This window comes from Variovorax paradoxus (assembly GCF_030815975.1).
Lineage (GTDB): Bacteria > Pseudomonadota > Gammaproteobacteria > Burkholderiales > Burkholderiaceae_C > Variovorax > Variovorax paradoxus_N.
Window position 1 is genome coordinate 780,621 of sequence record NZ_JAUSXL010000002.1, and the last position, 14,645, is coordinate 795,265.

Below are 14,645 nucleotides of genomic sequence, written 5' to 3' on the forward strand. Positions count from 1 at the left end.
CCTGACGACGGTCAGGCGGCCGCAAACTCCAGCGGCTGCCCGGCCTGAAGGCTCGCCTCACGGGAAAGATTCCCGAAGAATTCCTCCCCCGTCTTGGTGTCGACCCAGGCCTTGCCGTCGTAGCGGTAGTGATAGCCGCCGGAACGCGCGGCAAGCCAGATCTCCTGCAGGGGCTTCTGCAGATTCACGATCAGCTGGCTGCCGTTCTTGAATGAAATCGTGATCATGCCGCCCACGCGCTGGTTGTCGATGTCGGCGTCGGTCGCGTCGTTGATGCGGTCGCAGCCTTGCTCGATGGCGGCGAGCGCGGATTCGGCGCGGTCCATGTATTCGGAGTCGGTCATTACAATTTAGTTATGTTGAATGTTCGTCAAATTCTAGTGAGCGCTTCCAGCCGCGCTGCGCTCATGGTCTGCCTCGCTGCCGCAGCGGGCGGCCTGGCCGCTTGCGGGCAGCGCGGCCCGCTCTCCCTGCCGACCGATCCGGCGGCCGCCAACCGGGCCACCTTGCCGCAGCTGCTCACGCCCGGGGGCCCGCGCGCTTCCGACGCCGAAGCCGCGCCCCAGCCCGCCGCGGCCAGCAGTGCGCCGGCTCCAGCCGGCAGCAACACCGGCACCGGGGTGCAAAAGTGACGAACGCTGCGCTCCCCGGCCATCCGCACGTCGCGCATCGCGACGGCGCGCTCCACGTCGAAGGCCTGGACCTCGCGGCGCTGGCCCGCGAACATGGCACGCCGCTGTTCGTCTATTCGAAGCAATGGATGTTCGACGCACTGGCCGCCTACCAGCGCGGCTTCGAAGGCCGCAGCGCCCTGATCTGCTATGCGATGAAGGCGAATTCATCGCTCGGCGTGCTGCGCGTGTTCGCTGAGGCCGGCTGCGGCTTCGACATCGTCTCGGGCGGCGAACTGGTGCGCGCACTGGCCGTGGGCGCCGATCCCGCCAGGATCATCTTCTCGGGCGTGGGCAAGACCCGCGCCGAAATGCGGCAGGCGCTGGCGGCCGGCATTGCCTGCTTCAACGTCGAGAGCGAAGCCGAGCTCGACGTGCTCAACGAAGTGGCGCTGGCCGAGGGGCGCCGCGCGCCCATCAGCATCCGCATCAATCCGAACGTCGATCCGAAGACGCATCCCTACATCTCCACCGGCCTCAAGGGCAACAAGTTCGGCATTGCCCATGACCGCGCGGTCGAGGCCTATCGCCATGCCGCAAGGCTGCCGGGCCTCGAGGTGGTCGGCATCGACTGCCACATCGGCTCGCAGATCACCGAAGCCTCGCCCTACCTGGACGCCTGCGACCGGGTGCTCGACCTGGTCGAGGCCATCGAAGCGGCCGGCGTGCCCATTCACCACCTCGACTTCGGCGGCGGCCTGGGCATCGACTACAACGGCGAAATGCCGCCCAAGGCCGATGCGCTGTGGCAGCAACTGCTCGCCAAGCTCGATGCCCGCGGCTTCGGCCAGCGCAAGCTCGTGATCGAACCCGGCCGCTCGCTGGTCGGCAATGCCGGCGTCTGTGTGACCGAGGTGCTCTACACCAAGCCGGGCGAAGACAAGAATTTCTGCATCGTCGATGCGGCAATGAACGACCTGCCGCGTCCCGCGATGTACCAGGCGTTCCAGAAGATCGTGCCGCTGCGCGAGCGTGCCGGCGACGCGCCGACCTACGACGTGGTCGGCCCGGTCTGCGAAAGCGGCGACTGGATCGGCCGCGACCGCGCGCTCAACGTGGTGGCCGGCGACCTGCTGGCGGTGCTGTCGGCCGGTGCCTACTGCATGAGCATGGCCAGCAACTACAACACGCGCGGCCGGGCCGCCGAAGTGCTGGTGAGCGGCCAGAGCGCCACGCTGATCCGTCGCCGCGAGACGATGGAAGACCAGCTGCGCAGCGAGCGGATCGAAGGCTGACTCGCGTGATCTGCGTAATTCGCGCCGGTCAGCCGGTGCTGCTGCGCAGCGACTTCTCGCCGCTGCTGCTGCCCCGCACGCCGGCCGATGGCTTCGGCCTGCGCTTGCCCGCGTAGTTCCACACGCGCCACCCGAGCAGCACCGCGATGATCGCCGCATAGACGAACACCTCGGCGAAGTTGTTCTTGCCCGCGCGCATCCAGAAGAAGTGCAGCAGGCCCAGGCCCGCCATCAGGTAGACCAGCTTGTGCAGCATCTGCCAGCGCTTCGCTCCCATCGCCTTGATGGCGCGATTGAACGAGGTGGCGGCCAGCGGCGTCAGCAGCAGGAAGGCCGAGAACCCCACCAGGATGAACGGCCGCTTGGCAATGTCCTTGGCGATGTCGGCCCACTCGAAGCCCATGTCGAACCAGCTGTAGCACAGCAGGTGCAGCACCACGTAGAAGTATGCGAACAGCCCGAGCATGCGGCGAAAGCGCGCGAGCGCGTTGGCCTTGGTGATCACGCGCAGCGGCGTCACGGCCAGCACGATGCAGATGAAGCGCAAGGTCCAGTCGCCGGTGGCGCGAATCAGGAACTCCTGCGGGTTGGCACCCAGTCCGCCGGCGACCGCAGCATAGGCCAGCTGCGCGAACGGCAGCAGGCACAGCAGGAAGATGGCCGGCTTGGCCGCCGGATGCATGAGCAGCTTGTTCATGGGGCAAGGGGCGTGCGGCGGGGCTGGCTCAGTAGTTCTTCTTCAGGTCCATGCCCGCGTAGAGCTGGCCGACCTGGGCTTCGTAGCCGTTGAACATCAGCGTCTTGTTGCGCTTGGCGAAGAGTCCGCCGCCGTCGCCGATGCGGCGCTCGGTGGCCTGGCTCCAGCGCGGATGGTCGACATTCGGATTGACGTTCGAATAGAAGCCGTATTCCTGCGCCGCCGCCTTGTTCCAGGCCGTGCCCGGCTCCTTCTCGACGAAGCGGATCTTCACGATCGACTTGGCCGACTTGAACCCGTACTTCCACGGCACCACGATGCGCACCGGCGCGCCGTTCTGGTTGGGCAGCACTTCGCCGTACATGCCAAAGGCCAGCAGCGTGAGCGGATGCATGGCCTCGTCCATGCGCAGGCCTTCGGTGTAGGGCCAGTCGAGCACGCGCGAGCCCACGAAGGGCATGGTCTTGGGATCGGCCAGGGTCACGAATTCGACGTACTTCGCGTTGCCCTGCGGCTCGACCTTCCTGATGAGCTCGGCCAGCGAATAGCCCACCCAGGGAATGACCATCGACCAGCCTTCGACGCAGCGCAGGCGGTAGATGCGCTCTTCCTGCGCACTGAGCTTGAGCAGGTCTTCGATGCCGTACTTGCCGGGCTTCTTGACCAGGCCCTCGACCTCCACGGTCCATGGCCGGGTCTTGAGCGTGCCGGCGTTCTTGACCGGGTCGCCCTTGTCGGTGCCGAACTCGTAGAAGTTGTTGTAGCTCGTCGCGTCCTTGTAGTCGGTGAGCTTTTCCATCGTTTGCGCGCCCGGCACGGCGGACTTCGCGCCCGGAAGCAGCGCCAGCTTGTGGGGGCCGGTGGCCTGGGCGAAAGCCTCGCGCCCCGCAAAGCTCGCGAGCGCGGCACCGGCTGCGCCGCCGGCCATCAGCTTGAGCAGGTCTCGCCGGCCCTCGTAGACGGCGCGCGGCGTGATCTCGCTCGAAAGCGGGTGGATGAAGCCGCTGCTGCGACCCTCGGGACGGAAATGGAACGACATGTGACGGCCTTTCGCGTGAATCGTTGTGCTCAGGGTAGTTCGTGCAATCCCCCGATCCGGTTACGCGCCATCGCTGCGCGTGGTTTCAATTCTTCGCGAAAAGCCGGCGCCTACAGGGTGCCGTAGCTGTGCAGTCCGCTCAGGAACATGTTGACACCCAGGAACGCGAAGGTGGTCACCGCCAGGCCGCCCAGCGCCCACCAGGCCGCCACGGTGCCGCGCAGGCCCTTGACCAGCCGCATGTGCAGCCAGGCCGCGTAGTTGAGCCAGACGATCAGGGCCCAGGTTTCCTTCGGGTCCCAGCTCCAGTAGCCGCCCCAGGCATCGGCCGCCCACAGCGCGCCGAGCACGGTGGCAATGGTGAAGAACGCGAAGCCGACCGTGATCGACTTGTACATCACGTCGTCGAGCACCTCGTTGGTCGGCAGCCTGGCGGCGATGCGTTTGCGCCCCAGCAGGATGCCCGCGGCAATCAGTGCGGAGATGCCCGCATAGACCACCCAGTAGCTGCCGCCGGCCTCCTGCACGCGCTGGCGAAAGGCCACCGGCACGAAGCACAGCGCCACGCCCAGCAGCCAGATCGGCGTGAGCTTGTACCAGCGCGTCTCCTGCGCCTGCTCCTTGATGAGGTAGGCGAAGGCCACCATGGCCGCGAGCGCGAAGGTGCCGTAGCCGATGAAGTTGGCCGGCACGTGCAGCTTCATCCACCAGCTCTGCAGCGCCGGCACCAGCGGCTGGATCTCATGCGCATTGCGCACCAGCGTGTACCAGAGCAAAAAGCCGACCGCCGCGCTCACCACCAGCATCACGAACGCGCCGAGCGTGCGCGTGCCGTAGCGCGATTCGAAGTAAAGATAGAAAGCCGTCGTGAGCCAGCAGAACAGCACGAACACTTCGTACAGGTTGCTGACGGGAATGTGGCCGATGTCCGGCCCCAGCAGGTGGCTCTCGTACCAGCGCACCATGGTGCCGACGAGCGCCATGGCAACAGCGGCCCAGGCCAGGCGGGAGCCGATCAGGTCGAAGGTGTCGCCCTGCTTGCCGCCGAAGAAACCGAACCAGTAGAACAGCGTGCTCATGAAGAACAGCACGCTCATCCAGAGAATGGCCGACTGGCTCGACAGGAAGTACTTGAGCCAGAACACCGTGTCCGCGCGCGCCAGGTCGCCCTGGTAGGAACTGATGGCCAGCAGCGAGGCCACGGCCACCACGAGGGCCAGCACCCGCAGCGGACGCCAGAACCAGCCGATCGCAATGACCGACACCATGGCGGCGCCGAGGATGGGCTTCTCGTAGGAGTCCATCGAACCCGCATAGCGCGCAAAGGCAAAAAGGCCGCCTGCCAGCACCAGTGCCGCAAACACCCAGTCGAAAAGGTTGCGGCGCGAAAACCAGCTTTCGTGGAGCGTGAGGGTGGTGGTGTTCATGGTGACGCCGGTCCTTCTTTCTTCAAGGCAAGCAGCTTGTGCTTGAGGTGCTCGAACTCGCGGTCGCTGTCGATGGTCTTGCGATTGACCGAGAAAGCCATCGTGGCGGCCGTGGTGTTGTTGTCTCCGGAGCCCGCGCCATCGGGTGTGAGCCACACCCAGAGCCGGCGCTCGCGCACATACAGCATGGCAAAAATCCCGATGATCAGCAACAGGCAGCCCAGATAGACCACGTTCTTGCCGGGCGCGCGCGCCACCTGGAATACGCTGGCTTGCACCTGGGTGAAGTCGGTCATCATCATGGCGACCGGCGCCGGATAGAAGTACGCGTCGCTGATGGCCAGCACCGCCTGGGTCAGGAAGGCTTGCGACTTGTCGTCGCTCGGCAATGCCGCGAGCCCCGCGCCCTCGCGGCTCAGGTTGAGCACCTCGAACAGCACGTCGTTGAGGATGCGCACGAGCACCGCGCCGGCACGTTCGCGCTCGGCCTCGGGCACGTTGGCTTCCATGAACTCCGCAATGGCCTGCCAGCCGCCCAGGGTGGCGGCATCGGCCTTGGCACGCTCGCTGCCGGCAAAGAGGGCGAGCGCGCGCGCCGCCGAAACGCGCAGCTGCTCGGCCATTTCGGGCCGCTTGGGATCGACGGCCCTGGCGATGTAGCGTTCGACCGCCCGGTTGCGGGTGTCGGCATCGGCCAGCGCGGTGCGCATGCGCACGAAGCTGTCCATGGAGCCCTGTTCGTCGGCCGGCACGCGCAGGTAGCGGAACGGCTCCTCGGGCTTCTCGCGCATGCCGAGCAGGAACACCGGCTGGCCGTCGCCGGTATCGACCGGCACCATGTAGTTCTGGTACTCGCGCGCCTGGCCCGCGGCATCGCGCAGCTTGTAGCCGATGCTCGGGCCGATGTTGCGCAGCACCTTGGGCTTGTTGGTCTTGTTGGCGGCGCCCAGGCGCGATTCGATGTCGTGGCGCAGGTCGACCTTGCGCACGTCGGCGCCGCTGCCCATGGCGCCGCCGTCGGCAAAGTTCTCGACGTTGATCACGCGCAGCGCGGCGTATTCGAGCGTGAGCTTTTCGCGGCCGTTGGTAATTTCGGTGCTCGGCCCGCCGATGACGCCCTCGACCTCGAAGGGCTTGGCCGCGGCCGCCATCGGCACCGCCTTGAGCTTCACCTTGGAGCCGCCGTCGTCGAAGCTCGACTGGTAGATTTCCACGCCCTTGTAGCTGGCCGGATGGTTGACCTCGATGCGCGCGGGCACCTGGGCGCCGGTCTCGCGGTCGTGCAGCACCACCTCGCTCGCGAACAGCTTGGGCATGCCGGTCGAGTAGTAGTCGACGATGAACTTCTTGAGCTCGATCGAGAACGGCAGCTCCTGCAGCAGCACGCCGTCGGACTGCTGCAGGATGGCCACGCTGCCCTGCGCGCCCTCGGGCACCAGGATGTTGCCGCGGAAGGTCGGGTTGCGCGGCGACAGCCGGTGCTGGGACGGCACGTCGGCAATCATGCCGCCGCCGGTGAACACGCTCTTGCCGTTGAACCAAGTCTGGGCCCGCACCACCAGGTCGCCGTCGAGCAGGCCGCCAATGCACACCAGCACGATCGCGCTGTGGGCGGCGATGTAGCCCAGCTTGTGGGCACCGCCCGCACGCGCGGCCACCATCCAGCCCGCATCGTCGGCATGCCCGTTCGCGGCTTCGCGCTGCTGGAGCTTGACCTTCCATCCACCGCTCACCAGCATCTGGCCGATGCGGTTGGCGGCCGCGGCGGGCGCCTCGTCCAATCGGGTTTCGGCGCGCTGGCCGAAGGCCTTGAGGCTCTGCGCGCGGATGCCTTCCTTGAAGGTCTTCAGGTCGATGAAGATGCGCGGCGTGTTGCGCGCAATGCAGAGCGAGGTGCTGATCACCAGGAACAGCAGAATGAGCAGGAACCACCAGGCGCTGTAGACCGAGTCGAGCTTGGCCGCGCGGAACAGCTCGGCCCAGAACGGACCGAACTGGTTGACGTAGTTGTTGATCGACTCGTGCTGCTTGAGCACCGTGCCGATGATCGATGCGATGCAGATGACGGTGAGCAGCGCAATCGCGAACCGCATCGACGAAAACAGCTCCACCGCAGCGCGAAGCACTTGCGGGCCGCGATGGACGCGAAGGCCGTGGGTGGAGACAGACATCGGGCGGTGGAACGAAAGGAATGAGGGAAAAAGCAAAGGGCGGGCCATCCAGCTGGATCGGCCCGCCCTCTGTTTGGGTTTTTTATCGGCGGTTAGTTCACGCTGAAGCGCGCGGTGTCAGCGCAGGCCGGCGATGTAATCTGCAACAGCCTTGATTTCGCGGTCGTTGAGCTTTGCGGCCACACCGGTCATGGGCGCGCTGTTCTGGCGCACGTTGTCCCGGAAGGCAACAAGCTGTGCCACCGTGTAGTCGGCATGCTGGCCACCCAGGCGGGGGTATTGCGCGGGCATGCCGGCGCCGTTGGGGCTGTGGCAGCCGGCGCAGGCCGGGACCTGGCGATCGGCAATGCCGCCGCGGTAGATCTTCTCGCCCAGCGCCACCAGGTCCTTTTCCTTGGAGAAGCCGGTCTTGACCTTCTTCGAGCCCACGAACCAGGCGATGTTGCGCATGTCCTCGTCGGACAGCTTGGCGGCCATGGGCTGCATGATGGGGCTCTTGCGCTTGCCGGACTTGAAGTCCTGCAGCTGCTTGAGGATGTATTCGGGGTGCTGCTGCGCCAGCTTGGGGTTGGCCGCTATGGCCGAGTTGCCGTCTGCGTTGTGGCAGGAGGCACAGGCCTGGGCGGCGGAATTGAACACCGCGTCGCCCTTGGCGGGATCGGGCTTGGCCGGCTTGGCCGCGGCGGCAGTTGCAGCTGCAGCCGGCGCGGCGGCATGATCGTCAGCCGCAAGGCTCGCGCTGGCTGCGACGCCCATGAGGGCTGCAAGCAGAAAATTGGCAAACAACTTCATATCGGGGGCTCGATTTATTGGCGCAAAACCCCGCGATTCTACAATGGCAGCCCGTTCCGAAAGCTCATTGATGACCTCCCCGCGCGCCAAGCCCGCCGCTTATCCTCCCCGCGCCGCCCCTGCCGCGGACCCGCAAGTCGCCGAACGCGAGCGCGTGGCGCTGGGTTGGCTGCATACCGCCCACTTCCTCACCAGCGCCCCGCAGCTGGAACATTTGCCCCCCGTCGACCTGCCCGAGATCGCCTTCGTCGGCCGCTCCAACGCGGGCAAGTCGACCGCCATCAACACCCTCACGCAGCAGACGCGCCTGGCCTTCGCCTCCAAGACACCGGGCCGCACGCAGCACATCAACCTCTTTGGCGTCGGCAAGCAGAAGGTCGACGATGCGGTGCTGGCCGACCTGCCCGGCTACGGCTACGCGGCCGTGCCGAAGGAAGCCAAGCTGCGCTGGCAGCGCGTGATGGGCAACTACCTGATGACGCGCGAAAGCCTGCGCGGCGTGGTGCTGATGTGCGACCCGCGCCAGGGCCTCACGGAACTCGACGAGATCCTGCTCGACGTGATCCGCCCGCGCGTGGAGCAAGGGCTCAAGTTCCTCATTCTGCTGACCAAGTCCGACAAGCTCACCCGCAGCGAAGCTGCCAAGGTGTTGTCCATTACGCGACTCCAGGCCGGCGGCGGCGAGGTCAAACTGTTCTCGGCGCTGAAGAAGCAAGGCGTTGGCGAGGCCGCCGAGTTGCTGTGGCGCTGGGCGCACCCGGAGGGCGGCACCGCGCCGGCGGAACTGCCGCAGCCGCCGCCGCCGCCGCCGGACGAAACCTGAGGCACGGGCTGTCTCCGGCCGTCTCGCCTGCGCAGTTCACCGTCAAGGCAATAGCGGCAGTCAAAACCAAGGAGACAAGAAGCATGATCGAGACTTTCCAACGCAGCCTGCCCAATGGCACCACGCTGAGCTGCCGGGCGGCCGGCAAGCCGGGCCAGCCGCTGATGGTGTTCCTGCACGGCTTCCCCGAGGCTGCGTTCATCTGGGACGAACTGCTCGAATACTTTGCCGAGCCGGCCCACGGCGGCTACCGCTGCGTGGCGCCCAATCTGCGCGGCTTCGAGAAATCGAGCGCACCCGCCGAGGTGGGCGCGTACAAGGCCCACCTGCTGATCCAGGACATCCAGCAGCTCGTCGCCACCGAAAGCGCCGATGGCACCATGGCCGCGCTGGTCGCGCACGACTGGGGCGGCGCTTTCGGCTGGGGCTATGCCAACGCATTTCCGCAGCAGGTCGGCCGGCTGGTCATCATCAATTCGCCGCACCCCGGCACTTTCACGCGCGAGCTGCGCAACAACCCCGCGCAGCAGCAAGCCAGCGCCTACATGAACTTCCTCGCGCGCCCCGATGCCGAAGCCCTGCTCTCGGCGGACGACTTCAAGCGCATGTGGCCCTTCTTCACCCTGATGAAGGCCGGGCCCGACGGCTTCGGCTGGCTGACCGAAGACGTGAAGCAACAGTACCGCGAGGTGTGGAATGCGGGCCTCACGGGCGCATGCAACCTCTATCGCGTCACGCCGATGAAGCCGCCGCTGCCGGGCCAGAGCGTCGACGGCATTCCGGTGCTGCCGCGCGAACGGCTCACGGTGAACGTGCCGACCTTCGCCTTCTGGGCGCTCGATGATGCCGCGCTGCTGCCCGGCCTGCTCGAAGGCCTGGAGGAATACGTACCGAAGCTCGAGATCAAGAAGGTGCCAGGCGCCACCCACTGGATCGTGCACGAGCAGCCGCAGCTGGTTGCGCGCGAGATCGAAGCCTTCCTGCAGCGGCATTGAAGCCGCCGCCGGGGGCCGCCCTTAATAGATCGGCGGCGCGCCTTCGGGCCGCGTCTTGAACCGCCGGTGCACCCAGTAGTACTGCGCGGGCATCGTGTCGATGTAGCCCTGCAGGCGCGTGTTCATGAGCGCCGTGTCGGCTTCGACGTCGTCGGTCGGAAAGTTCTGCCAGGCCGGCCGCACTTCGATCTCGTAGCCTGCGGGCGTGAGCTTGGCGACCACCGGCACCACCTTCGCCTTGCCCAGCCGTGCGAAGCGCGACAGCGACGGCACCGTGGCCGCCTGCACGCCGTAGAACGGCACGAAGATCGTCTGGTCGCGGCCGAAGTCCATGTCCGGCAGCAGGTACAGGAGGCCGCCCTTGCGCAAGCCTCCGAGCACCGGCTTGATGCCGTCGACACGGTTGAGCGCCGCCACGTTGCCGAAGCGCGTGCGGCCTTCGCGAATCCACGCATCCACCATCGGATCGCGCTGGGTCGTGTAGATGGTGGCCGAGGGCCGGGCGGTGTGCATGGTCAGCGCAGTGGCCGCCGCGTCGAGGCCGTAGAAATGCGGCGCGAACAGGATCATCGGCTCGTCGCCATCGGCAATCTCGCGGATCTCCGTGGCCGCGCCCACCACCTTGAGCCGGCTGGCCACCACCTTTTCAGGTGCATGCCAGAGCCAGCTGCGGTCGAGCCACGACTGCGCCACGTACACGAAGGTCTCGCGTGCGATGCGGCGGCGTTCCGCTTCGGATTTGCCGGGGAAGCACACCGCCAGGTTGGTATCGACCACGCGCCGCCGCGGCAAGGCGATGGTGTGCAGCACGCGGCCGAGCAGCGCGCCGAAGCCGCGCACCAGCGGCAGCGGCAGCGGCGCAATCGCGCGCATGAAGCCGATGCCGAGCCGGGAACCGAGACTCATCGTGCCTGCTCCCCGGGCTGGGCCGCCACCGCGGTTTCGCCGCGCGGCTCCTTGTAGCGCGCGTAGTCCCACACGTATTGCCCCGGCAGGCTGTGGATCAGGCGCCCGATGCCGTCGTTCATGGCGGCAGCAGCGGCTTCGATGGGCGCGGCCGGATCGGTGAGCGGCGTACCCACGATCGGCTCGAAACGGATCACGTAGCCCGCGCCGCGCGGCAGCCTTTCGCACACGCTCAGGAAGCAGGCGGCGCCGGTCTGCTGCGCGAGGCGCGGCAGCAGCGTCATGGTGTAGGCCGGCCGGCCAAGAAAGGGCGCCCACACGCCCTGCCCCAGCGGCGGCACCTGATCGGGCAGGATGCCGGTGTAGCCGCCGCTGCGCAGCGTGCGGATGAGGCCGCGCACGCCGGTGTTGTTGGTGGGCAGCGTCTGCAGGCCGGGCCGGTCGCGCGAGCCCGCGGCGATCAGCTCGGCCATCCATTTCTTGCGCGCGGGGCGGAACAGTGCGGTGATCGGTCCGAAGGTCTCCAGAAAGCGCTCGCCGATCGCCTGGCCGCACATTTCCCAGCTGCCCAGGTGCGGCGCCACCAGGATCACGCCCTTCTTCTCCCGCATGGCGGCCTCGAAAGCCTCCACGCCTTCCCAGCGCACCACGCGCCGCAGCACGCTTTCGCCCTGCGGGCGCAGCCAGAGCCAGGGCAGCTCGGCAGCCATCTGGCCGGCGGCCGCGATGGCGGGCCGGTACTGCCCGGGGGTGAAGCCCGCGCTTTCGGCGTTGGCCTTGAAGCGGCGGCGGTAGTCCGGCGCGCAATACCAGACGATCCAGCCCAGCAACGCGCCGAGCCGATGCATCACGGGCATCGGTACGCGGGCAAGCAGGCGGAACAGGGTGACCATGGGCAGCAGGGAGTGAAAACCAGGACGCGCGCGCACGATTTGGCGCGGCTCGAATAGAATGCAAATTGTCGCCGAGTTACGGAACAACTTGCAGGGCGACAAACACAAGCGCAAAGGCGATTGTGCCCCGCCGATTCATCGGCATCTGCTAAAGCGTTCGCCAGGGCTCCGCAGAGTTGGCAACGCGCCAAATCACTTCAAGGAGCTTTGAACAAAATGGCGAACGACTTCCTCTTCACTTCCGAATCGGTTTCCGAAGGCCACCCCGACAAGGTCGCCGACCAGATCTCGGATGCCATCCTGGACGCGATCTTCGAGCAGGACCCGCGCAGCCGCGTGGCCGCCGAAACGCTGACCAACACCGGCCTCGTGGTGCTCGCCGGCGAAATCACGACCAACGCGCACGTCGACTACATCCAGGTGGCGCGCGACACCATCAAGCGCATCGGCTACGACAACACCGACTACGGCATCGACTACAAGGGCTGCGCCGTGATGGTCTGCTACGACAAGCAGTCCAACGACATCGCCCAGGGCGTGGACCACGCGAGCGACGACCACCTGAACACCGGCGCCGGCGACCAGGGCCTGATGTTCGGCTACGCCTGCGACGAAACGCCCGAGCTGATGCCCGCGCCCATCTACTACGCGCACCGCCTTGTCGAGCGCCAGGCGCAGCTGCGCAAGGACGGCCGCCTGCCCTTCCTGCGCCCCGACGCCAAGAGCCAGGTGACCATGCGCTACGTGGATGGCAAGCCCCACAGCATCGACACCGTAGTGCTCTCCACGCAGCACAGCCCCGACCAGAGCGAAACGCCCACCAAGATGAAGGCCTCGTTCAACGAAGCCATCATCGAGGAGATCATCAAGCCCGTGCTGCCGAAGGAATGGCTCAAGGACACGCGCTACCTGATCAACCCGACCGGGCGCTTCGTCATCGGCGGGCCGCAGGGCGACTGCGGCCTCACGGGCCGCAAGATCATCGTCGACACCTACGGCGGCGCCTGCCCGCACGGCGGCGGCGCGTTCTCGGGCAAGGACCCGTCGAAGGTCGACCGCTCGGCCGCCTATGCCGCGCGCTACGTGGCCAAGAACATCGTGGCCGCAGGCTTGGCGCGCCAGTGCCAGATCCAGGTGGCCTACGCCATTGGCGTGGCCCAGCCGATGAACATCACGGTCTACACCGAAGGCACCGGCGTGATTCCCGACGAGAAGATCGCGGAGCTCGTGCGCGAGTTCTTCGACCTGCGTCCGAAGGGCATCATCCAGATGCTCGACCTGCTGCGCCCGATCTACCAGAAGACCGCCGCCTACGGCCACTTCGGCCGCGAGGAGCCCGAGTTCACCTGGGAAGCGACCACGCAGGCGGCTGCGCTGCGGGCTGCGGCCGGGCTGTAATCCCCGGGGCTTTCGCCCCTCTGCCAACGCAAATGCCGGCCCTCGAGCCGGCATTTGCGCTTCTGGAATACCCCCGGCGAATTTGCTGGCGGTGTGCGGCATTGTGTGTAAAACTTGAGCGTCTTGTGAAAATTTTACAAAGGCTCTGGTGTCGCAATTGCCGGTTCGTCCGTCCCCCGCCCCTGTTCCGGCACCCGATGCCGGCGCGGCGCAGCGCATCCATTCGGTCATCGACCTCTGGCTCGGGGAGCAGTTGCGCAGAAGGCGCCAGGCCCTCGGGCGCTCGCTGCAGCAGGTGGCGCAGGCCTGCGGCATTTCGGTCAGCCTGCTGAGCCAGCTCGAGCGCGGGCATCGCTCGATCTCCATGCGCACGCTCGGCGCGCTGGCGCAGGAGCTGCAGCTGCCTATCGAGACCCTGGTGCGCAACACCCAGTACAGCGAGGGCGAGGCCGAAGGCGCGGTGGCGCGCGCCGGAACGCACAAGCGCATCGACCTCGGCGACAAGGGCATCCACAAGGAAAACCTCACGCCGCCTGCGGCCGCGGGTGGCGTCGAGATGTACCGCGCGGTGATCGATCCGGGCGGCTCCACGGGCGACGACCTGTTCTTCACGCGCAAGGGCGAGCAGGTCGGCTACGTCATCGAGGGGCAGCTCGAACTCTTCGTGCGCGAGCGCCTGCTCAAGCTGAAGGCCGGCGACAGTTTTTGCTACGACGGCGGCACGCCGCGCCGCTGGCGCAATCCCGGCACCACCCCCACCACCGTCCTTTGGGCAATCACATGTTCACCCGGATAGGCCACGATCTTTTTTGAAGAGGAACCCACCATGAAAATCGCTTCTTCCCTCGCAGCCTTCGTGCTGGCCACGCTCACCATGGCCTTCGGCGGCCAGGCCTCGGCCCAGACGGTGCTCAAGGTCGGCTCCACGCCCACCGGCAATCCGTTCACCTTTCTCGACACCAAGACCAACACCATCGACGGCATCATGGCGGACATCGTCAAGGCCGTCGGCAAGACCTCGGGCTTCGAGGTGCAGATCGAGCCGATGCAGTTCTCGGCGCTGATCGGCTCGCTCACCTCCAAGCGCATCGACCTGATCTCGGCCGCGATGTTCATCACGCCGGTGCGCCAGGAGGTGGTGGACTTCTCGCAACCGATCTACAGCTACGGCGAAGGCATCGTGGTGCCCGTGAAGGACACCACCGCCTACCGCAGCTTCGCCGAGTTCAAGGGCAAGCGCGTGGGCGTGCAGGTGGGCACCGCCTTCGTCGAGCCGCTGCAGAAACTCGGCATCTTCAGCGAGGTCAAGCTCTACGACACCACCGCCGACCTGATGCGCGACGCCAATGCCGGGCGCATCGACGCGGGCGTGCTCGACTACCCCATCGCCGCCTACGCGATCTCCAAGAGCGTGTTTCCCAACCTGCGCATGGTCACGACCTACCAGCCCACCATGGTCAACAGCATCGGCATCGCCACGCGCAAGGGCGACACCGAAACCATGGGCAAGGTGAATGCGGCGCTCACCAAGCTCAAGGCCGACGGCAGCATCGACGCGATCCTCAAGAAGTGGGGCCTCAACAGCTGAGCGGCACTCT

At 66.6% G+C, this 14,645-nt stretch carries 15 protein-coding genes; 7 read left to right on the forward strand and 8 right to left on the reverse strand.

Translation table 11 applies throughout. The features are described 5' to 3' along the window. Window positions 1-11: 11 nt before the first annotated feature. On the reverse strand, window positions 12-344 hold the full coding sequence (gene cyaY / locus QFZ47_RS07480; protein ID WP_307655040.1) for an iron donor protein CyaY: 333 nt from the start codon (window positions 342-344) through the stop codon (window positions 12-14). Window positions 345-380: 36 nt separating this feature from the next. On the opposite strand from cyaY, the gene lptM reads away from it, so the two are divergent. Both lptM and lysA read left to right on the forward strand, forming a co-directional pair. After that, window positions 381-632, forward strand: a complete 252-nt coding sequence (gene lptM / locus QFZ47_RS07485; protein WP_370880568.1) for an LPS translocon maturation chaperone LptM — start codon at window positions 381-383, stop codon at window positions 630-632. After that, window positions 629-1,906: a diaminopimelate decarboxylase gene (gene lysA / locus QFZ47_RS07490; protein ID WP_307655042.1), complete on the forward strand. Its 1,278-nt coding sequence runs from the start codon at window positions 629-631 to the stop codon at window positions 1,904-1,906. The genes lptM and lysA overlap by 4 nt, the downstream gene beginning before the upstream one ends. A gap of 28 nt (window positions 1,907-1,934) precedes the next feature. Here the strand turns inward: lysA and msrQ are convergent, their stop codons facing one another. The 5 genes from msrQ to QFZ47_RS07515 form a co-directional block, all read right to left on the reverse strand. Then, a complete protein-coding gene (gene msrQ, locus QFZ47_RS07495; protein ID WP_307655043.1) occupies window positions 1,935-2,603 on the reverse strand; it encodes a protein-methionine-sulfoxide reductase heme-binding subunit MsrQ in 669 nt (222 codons plus the stop codon). A gap of 28 nt (window positions 2,604-2,631) precedes the next feature. Beyond that, a complete protein-coding gene (msrP, locus tag QFZ47_RS07500; RefSeq protein WP_307655044.1) occupies window positions 2,632-3,642 on the reverse strand; it encodes a protein-methionine-sulfoxide reductase catalytic subunit MsrP in 1,011 nt (336 codons plus the stop codon). Window positions 3,643-3,752: 110 nt separating this feature from the next. Next, a complete protein-coding gene (gene ccsB / locus QFZ47_RS07505; protein ID WP_307655045.1) occupies window positions 3,753-5,069 on the reverse strand; it encodes a c-type cytochrome biogenesis protein CcsB in 1,317 nt (438 codons plus the stop codon). Next, a complete protein-coding gene (locus tag QFZ47_RS07510) occupies window positions 5,066-7,240 on the reverse strand; it encodes a cytochrome c biogenesis protein ResB (RefSeq protein WP_307655046.1) in 2,175 nt (724 codons plus the stop codon). The genes ccsB and QFZ47_RS07510 overlap by 4 nt, the downstream gene beginning before the upstream one ends. Window positions 7,241-7,357: 117 nt before the next feature. Next, window positions 7,358-8,032, reverse strand: a complete 675-nt coding sequence (locus QFZ47_RS07515; RefSeq protein WP_307655047.1) for a c-type cytochrome — start codon at window positions 8,030-8,032, stop codon at window positions 7,358-7,360. Between the two features lie 70 nt (window positions 8,033-8,102). Here QFZ47_RS07515 and yihA point away from each other — a divergent pair, with 70 nt between their 5' ends. Beyond that, a complete protein-coding gene (gene yihA / locus QFZ47_RS07520; RefSeq protein WP_307655048.1) occupies window positions 8,103-8,855 on the forward strand; it encodes a ribosome biogenesis GTP-binding protein YihA/YsxC in 753 nt (250 codons plus the stop codon). 83 nt (window positions 8,856-8,938) lie between these two features. After that, entirely contained in the window at window positions 8,939-9,850 is a 912-nt protein-coding gene (locus QFZ47_RS07525) for an alpha/beta fold hydrolase (protein WP_307655049.1), read from the forward strand. 21 nt (window positions 9,851-9,871) lie between these two features. Here QFZ47_RS07525 and QFZ47_RS07530 read toward each other — a convergent pair whose 3' ends face one another. Further along, the gene (locus QFZ47_RS07530) at window positions 9,872-10,756 is read right to left on the reverse strand and encodes an LpxL/LpxP family acyltransferase (RefSeq protein WP_307655050.1); all 885 of its coding nucleotides are present in this window, start codon (window positions 10,754-10,756) and stop codon (window positions 9,872-9,874) included. Next, the gene (locus QFZ47_RS07535) at window positions 10,753-11,649 is read right to left on the reverse strand and encodes a lysophospholipid acyltransferase family protein (protein WP_307655051.1); all 897 of its coding nucleotides are present in this window, start codon (window positions 11,647-11,649) and stop codon (window positions 10,753-10,755) included. The genes QFZ47_RS07530 and QFZ47_RS07535 overlap by 4 nt, the downstream gene beginning before the upstream one ends. Window positions 11,650-11,865: 216 nt before the next feature. On the opposite strand from QFZ47_RS07535, the gene metK reads away from it, so the two are divergent. The 3 genes from metK to QFZ47_RS07550 all read left to right on the forward strand — a co-directional run bounded on the left by metK (window position 11,866) and on the right by QFZ47_RS07550 (window position 14,635). Continuing rightward, window positions 11,866-13,047 carry a methionine adenosyltransferase gene (gene metK / locus QFZ47_RS07540; protein WP_307655052.1) on the forward strand — a complete coding sequence of 394 codons (1,182 nt, stop codon included), beginning with the start codon at window positions 11,866-11,868 and terminating at the stop codon, window positions 13,045-13,047. 148 nt (window positions 13,048-13,195) lie between these two features. After that, window positions 13,196-13,843 carry a helix-turn-helix domain-containing protein gene (locus QFZ47_RS07545; protein ID WP_370880569.1) on the forward strand — a complete coding sequence of 216 codons (648 nt, stop codon included), beginning with the start codon at window positions 13,196-13,198 and terminating at the stop codon, window positions 13,841-13,843. A gap of 30 nt (window positions 13,844-13,873) precedes the next feature. Beyond that, the gene (locus QFZ47_RS07550; RefSeq protein ID WP_307655054.1) at window positions 13,874-14,635 is read left to right on the forward strand and encodes an ABC transporter substrate-binding protein; all 762 of its coding nucleotides are present in this window, start codon (window positions 13,874-13,876) and stop codon (window positions 14,633-14,635) included. Window positions 14,636-14,645 lie beyond the last annotated feature (10 nt).

Excerpts from the sequence above, each read along its gene's own strand:
- cyaY (WP_307655040.1), bottom strand. The coding sequence starts at position 344 with ATGACCGACTCCGAATACATGGACCGCGCCGAATCCGCGCTCGCCGCC.
- msrQ (WP_307655043.1), bottom strand. The coding sequence starts at position 2,603 with ATGAACAAGCTGCTCATGCATCCGGCGGCCAAGCCGGCCATCTTCCTG.
- msrP (WP_307655044.1), bottom strand. The coding sequence starts at position 3,642 with ATGTCGTTCCATTTCCGTCCCGAGGGTCGCAGCAGCGGCTTCATCCAC.
- ccsB (WP_307655045.1), bottom strand. The coding sequence starts at position 5,069 with ATGAACACCACCACCCTCACGCTCCACGAAAGCTGGTTTTCGCGCCGC.
- QFZ47_RS07510 (WP_307655046.1), bottom strand. The coding sequence starts at position 7,240 with ATGTCTGTCTCCACCCACGGCCTTCGCGTCCATCGCGGCCCGCAAGTG.
- QFZ47_RS07515 (WP_307655047.1), bottom strand. The coding sequence starts at position 8,032 with ATGAAGTTGTTTGCCAATTTTCTGCTTGCAGCCCTCATGGGCGTCGCA.
- yihA (WP_307655048.1), top strand. The coding sequence starts at position 8,103 with ATGACCTCCCCGCGCGCCAAGCCCGCCGCTTATCCTCCCCGCGCCGCC.
- QFZ47_RS07525 (WP_307655049.1), top strand. The coding sequence starts at position 8,939 with ATGATCGAGACTTTCCAACGCAGCCTGCCCAATGGCACCACGCTGAGC.
- QFZ47_RS07530 (WP_307655050.1), bottom strand. The coding sequence starts at position 10,756 with ATGAGTCTCGGTTCCCGGCTCGGCATCGGCTTCATGCGCGCGATTGCG.
- QFZ47_RS07535 (WP_307655051.1), bottom strand. The coding sequence starts at position 11,649 with ATGGTCACCCTGTTCCGCCTGCTTGCCCGCGTACCGATGCCCGTGATG.
- metK (WP_307655052.1), top strand. The coding sequence starts at position 11,866 with ATGGCGAACGACTTCCTCTTCACTTCCGAATCGGTTTCCGAAGGCCAC.
- QFZ47_RS07550 (WP_307655054.1), top strand. The coding sequence starts at position 13,874 with ATGAAAATCGCTTCTTCCCTCGCAGCCTTCGTGCTGGCCACGCTCACC.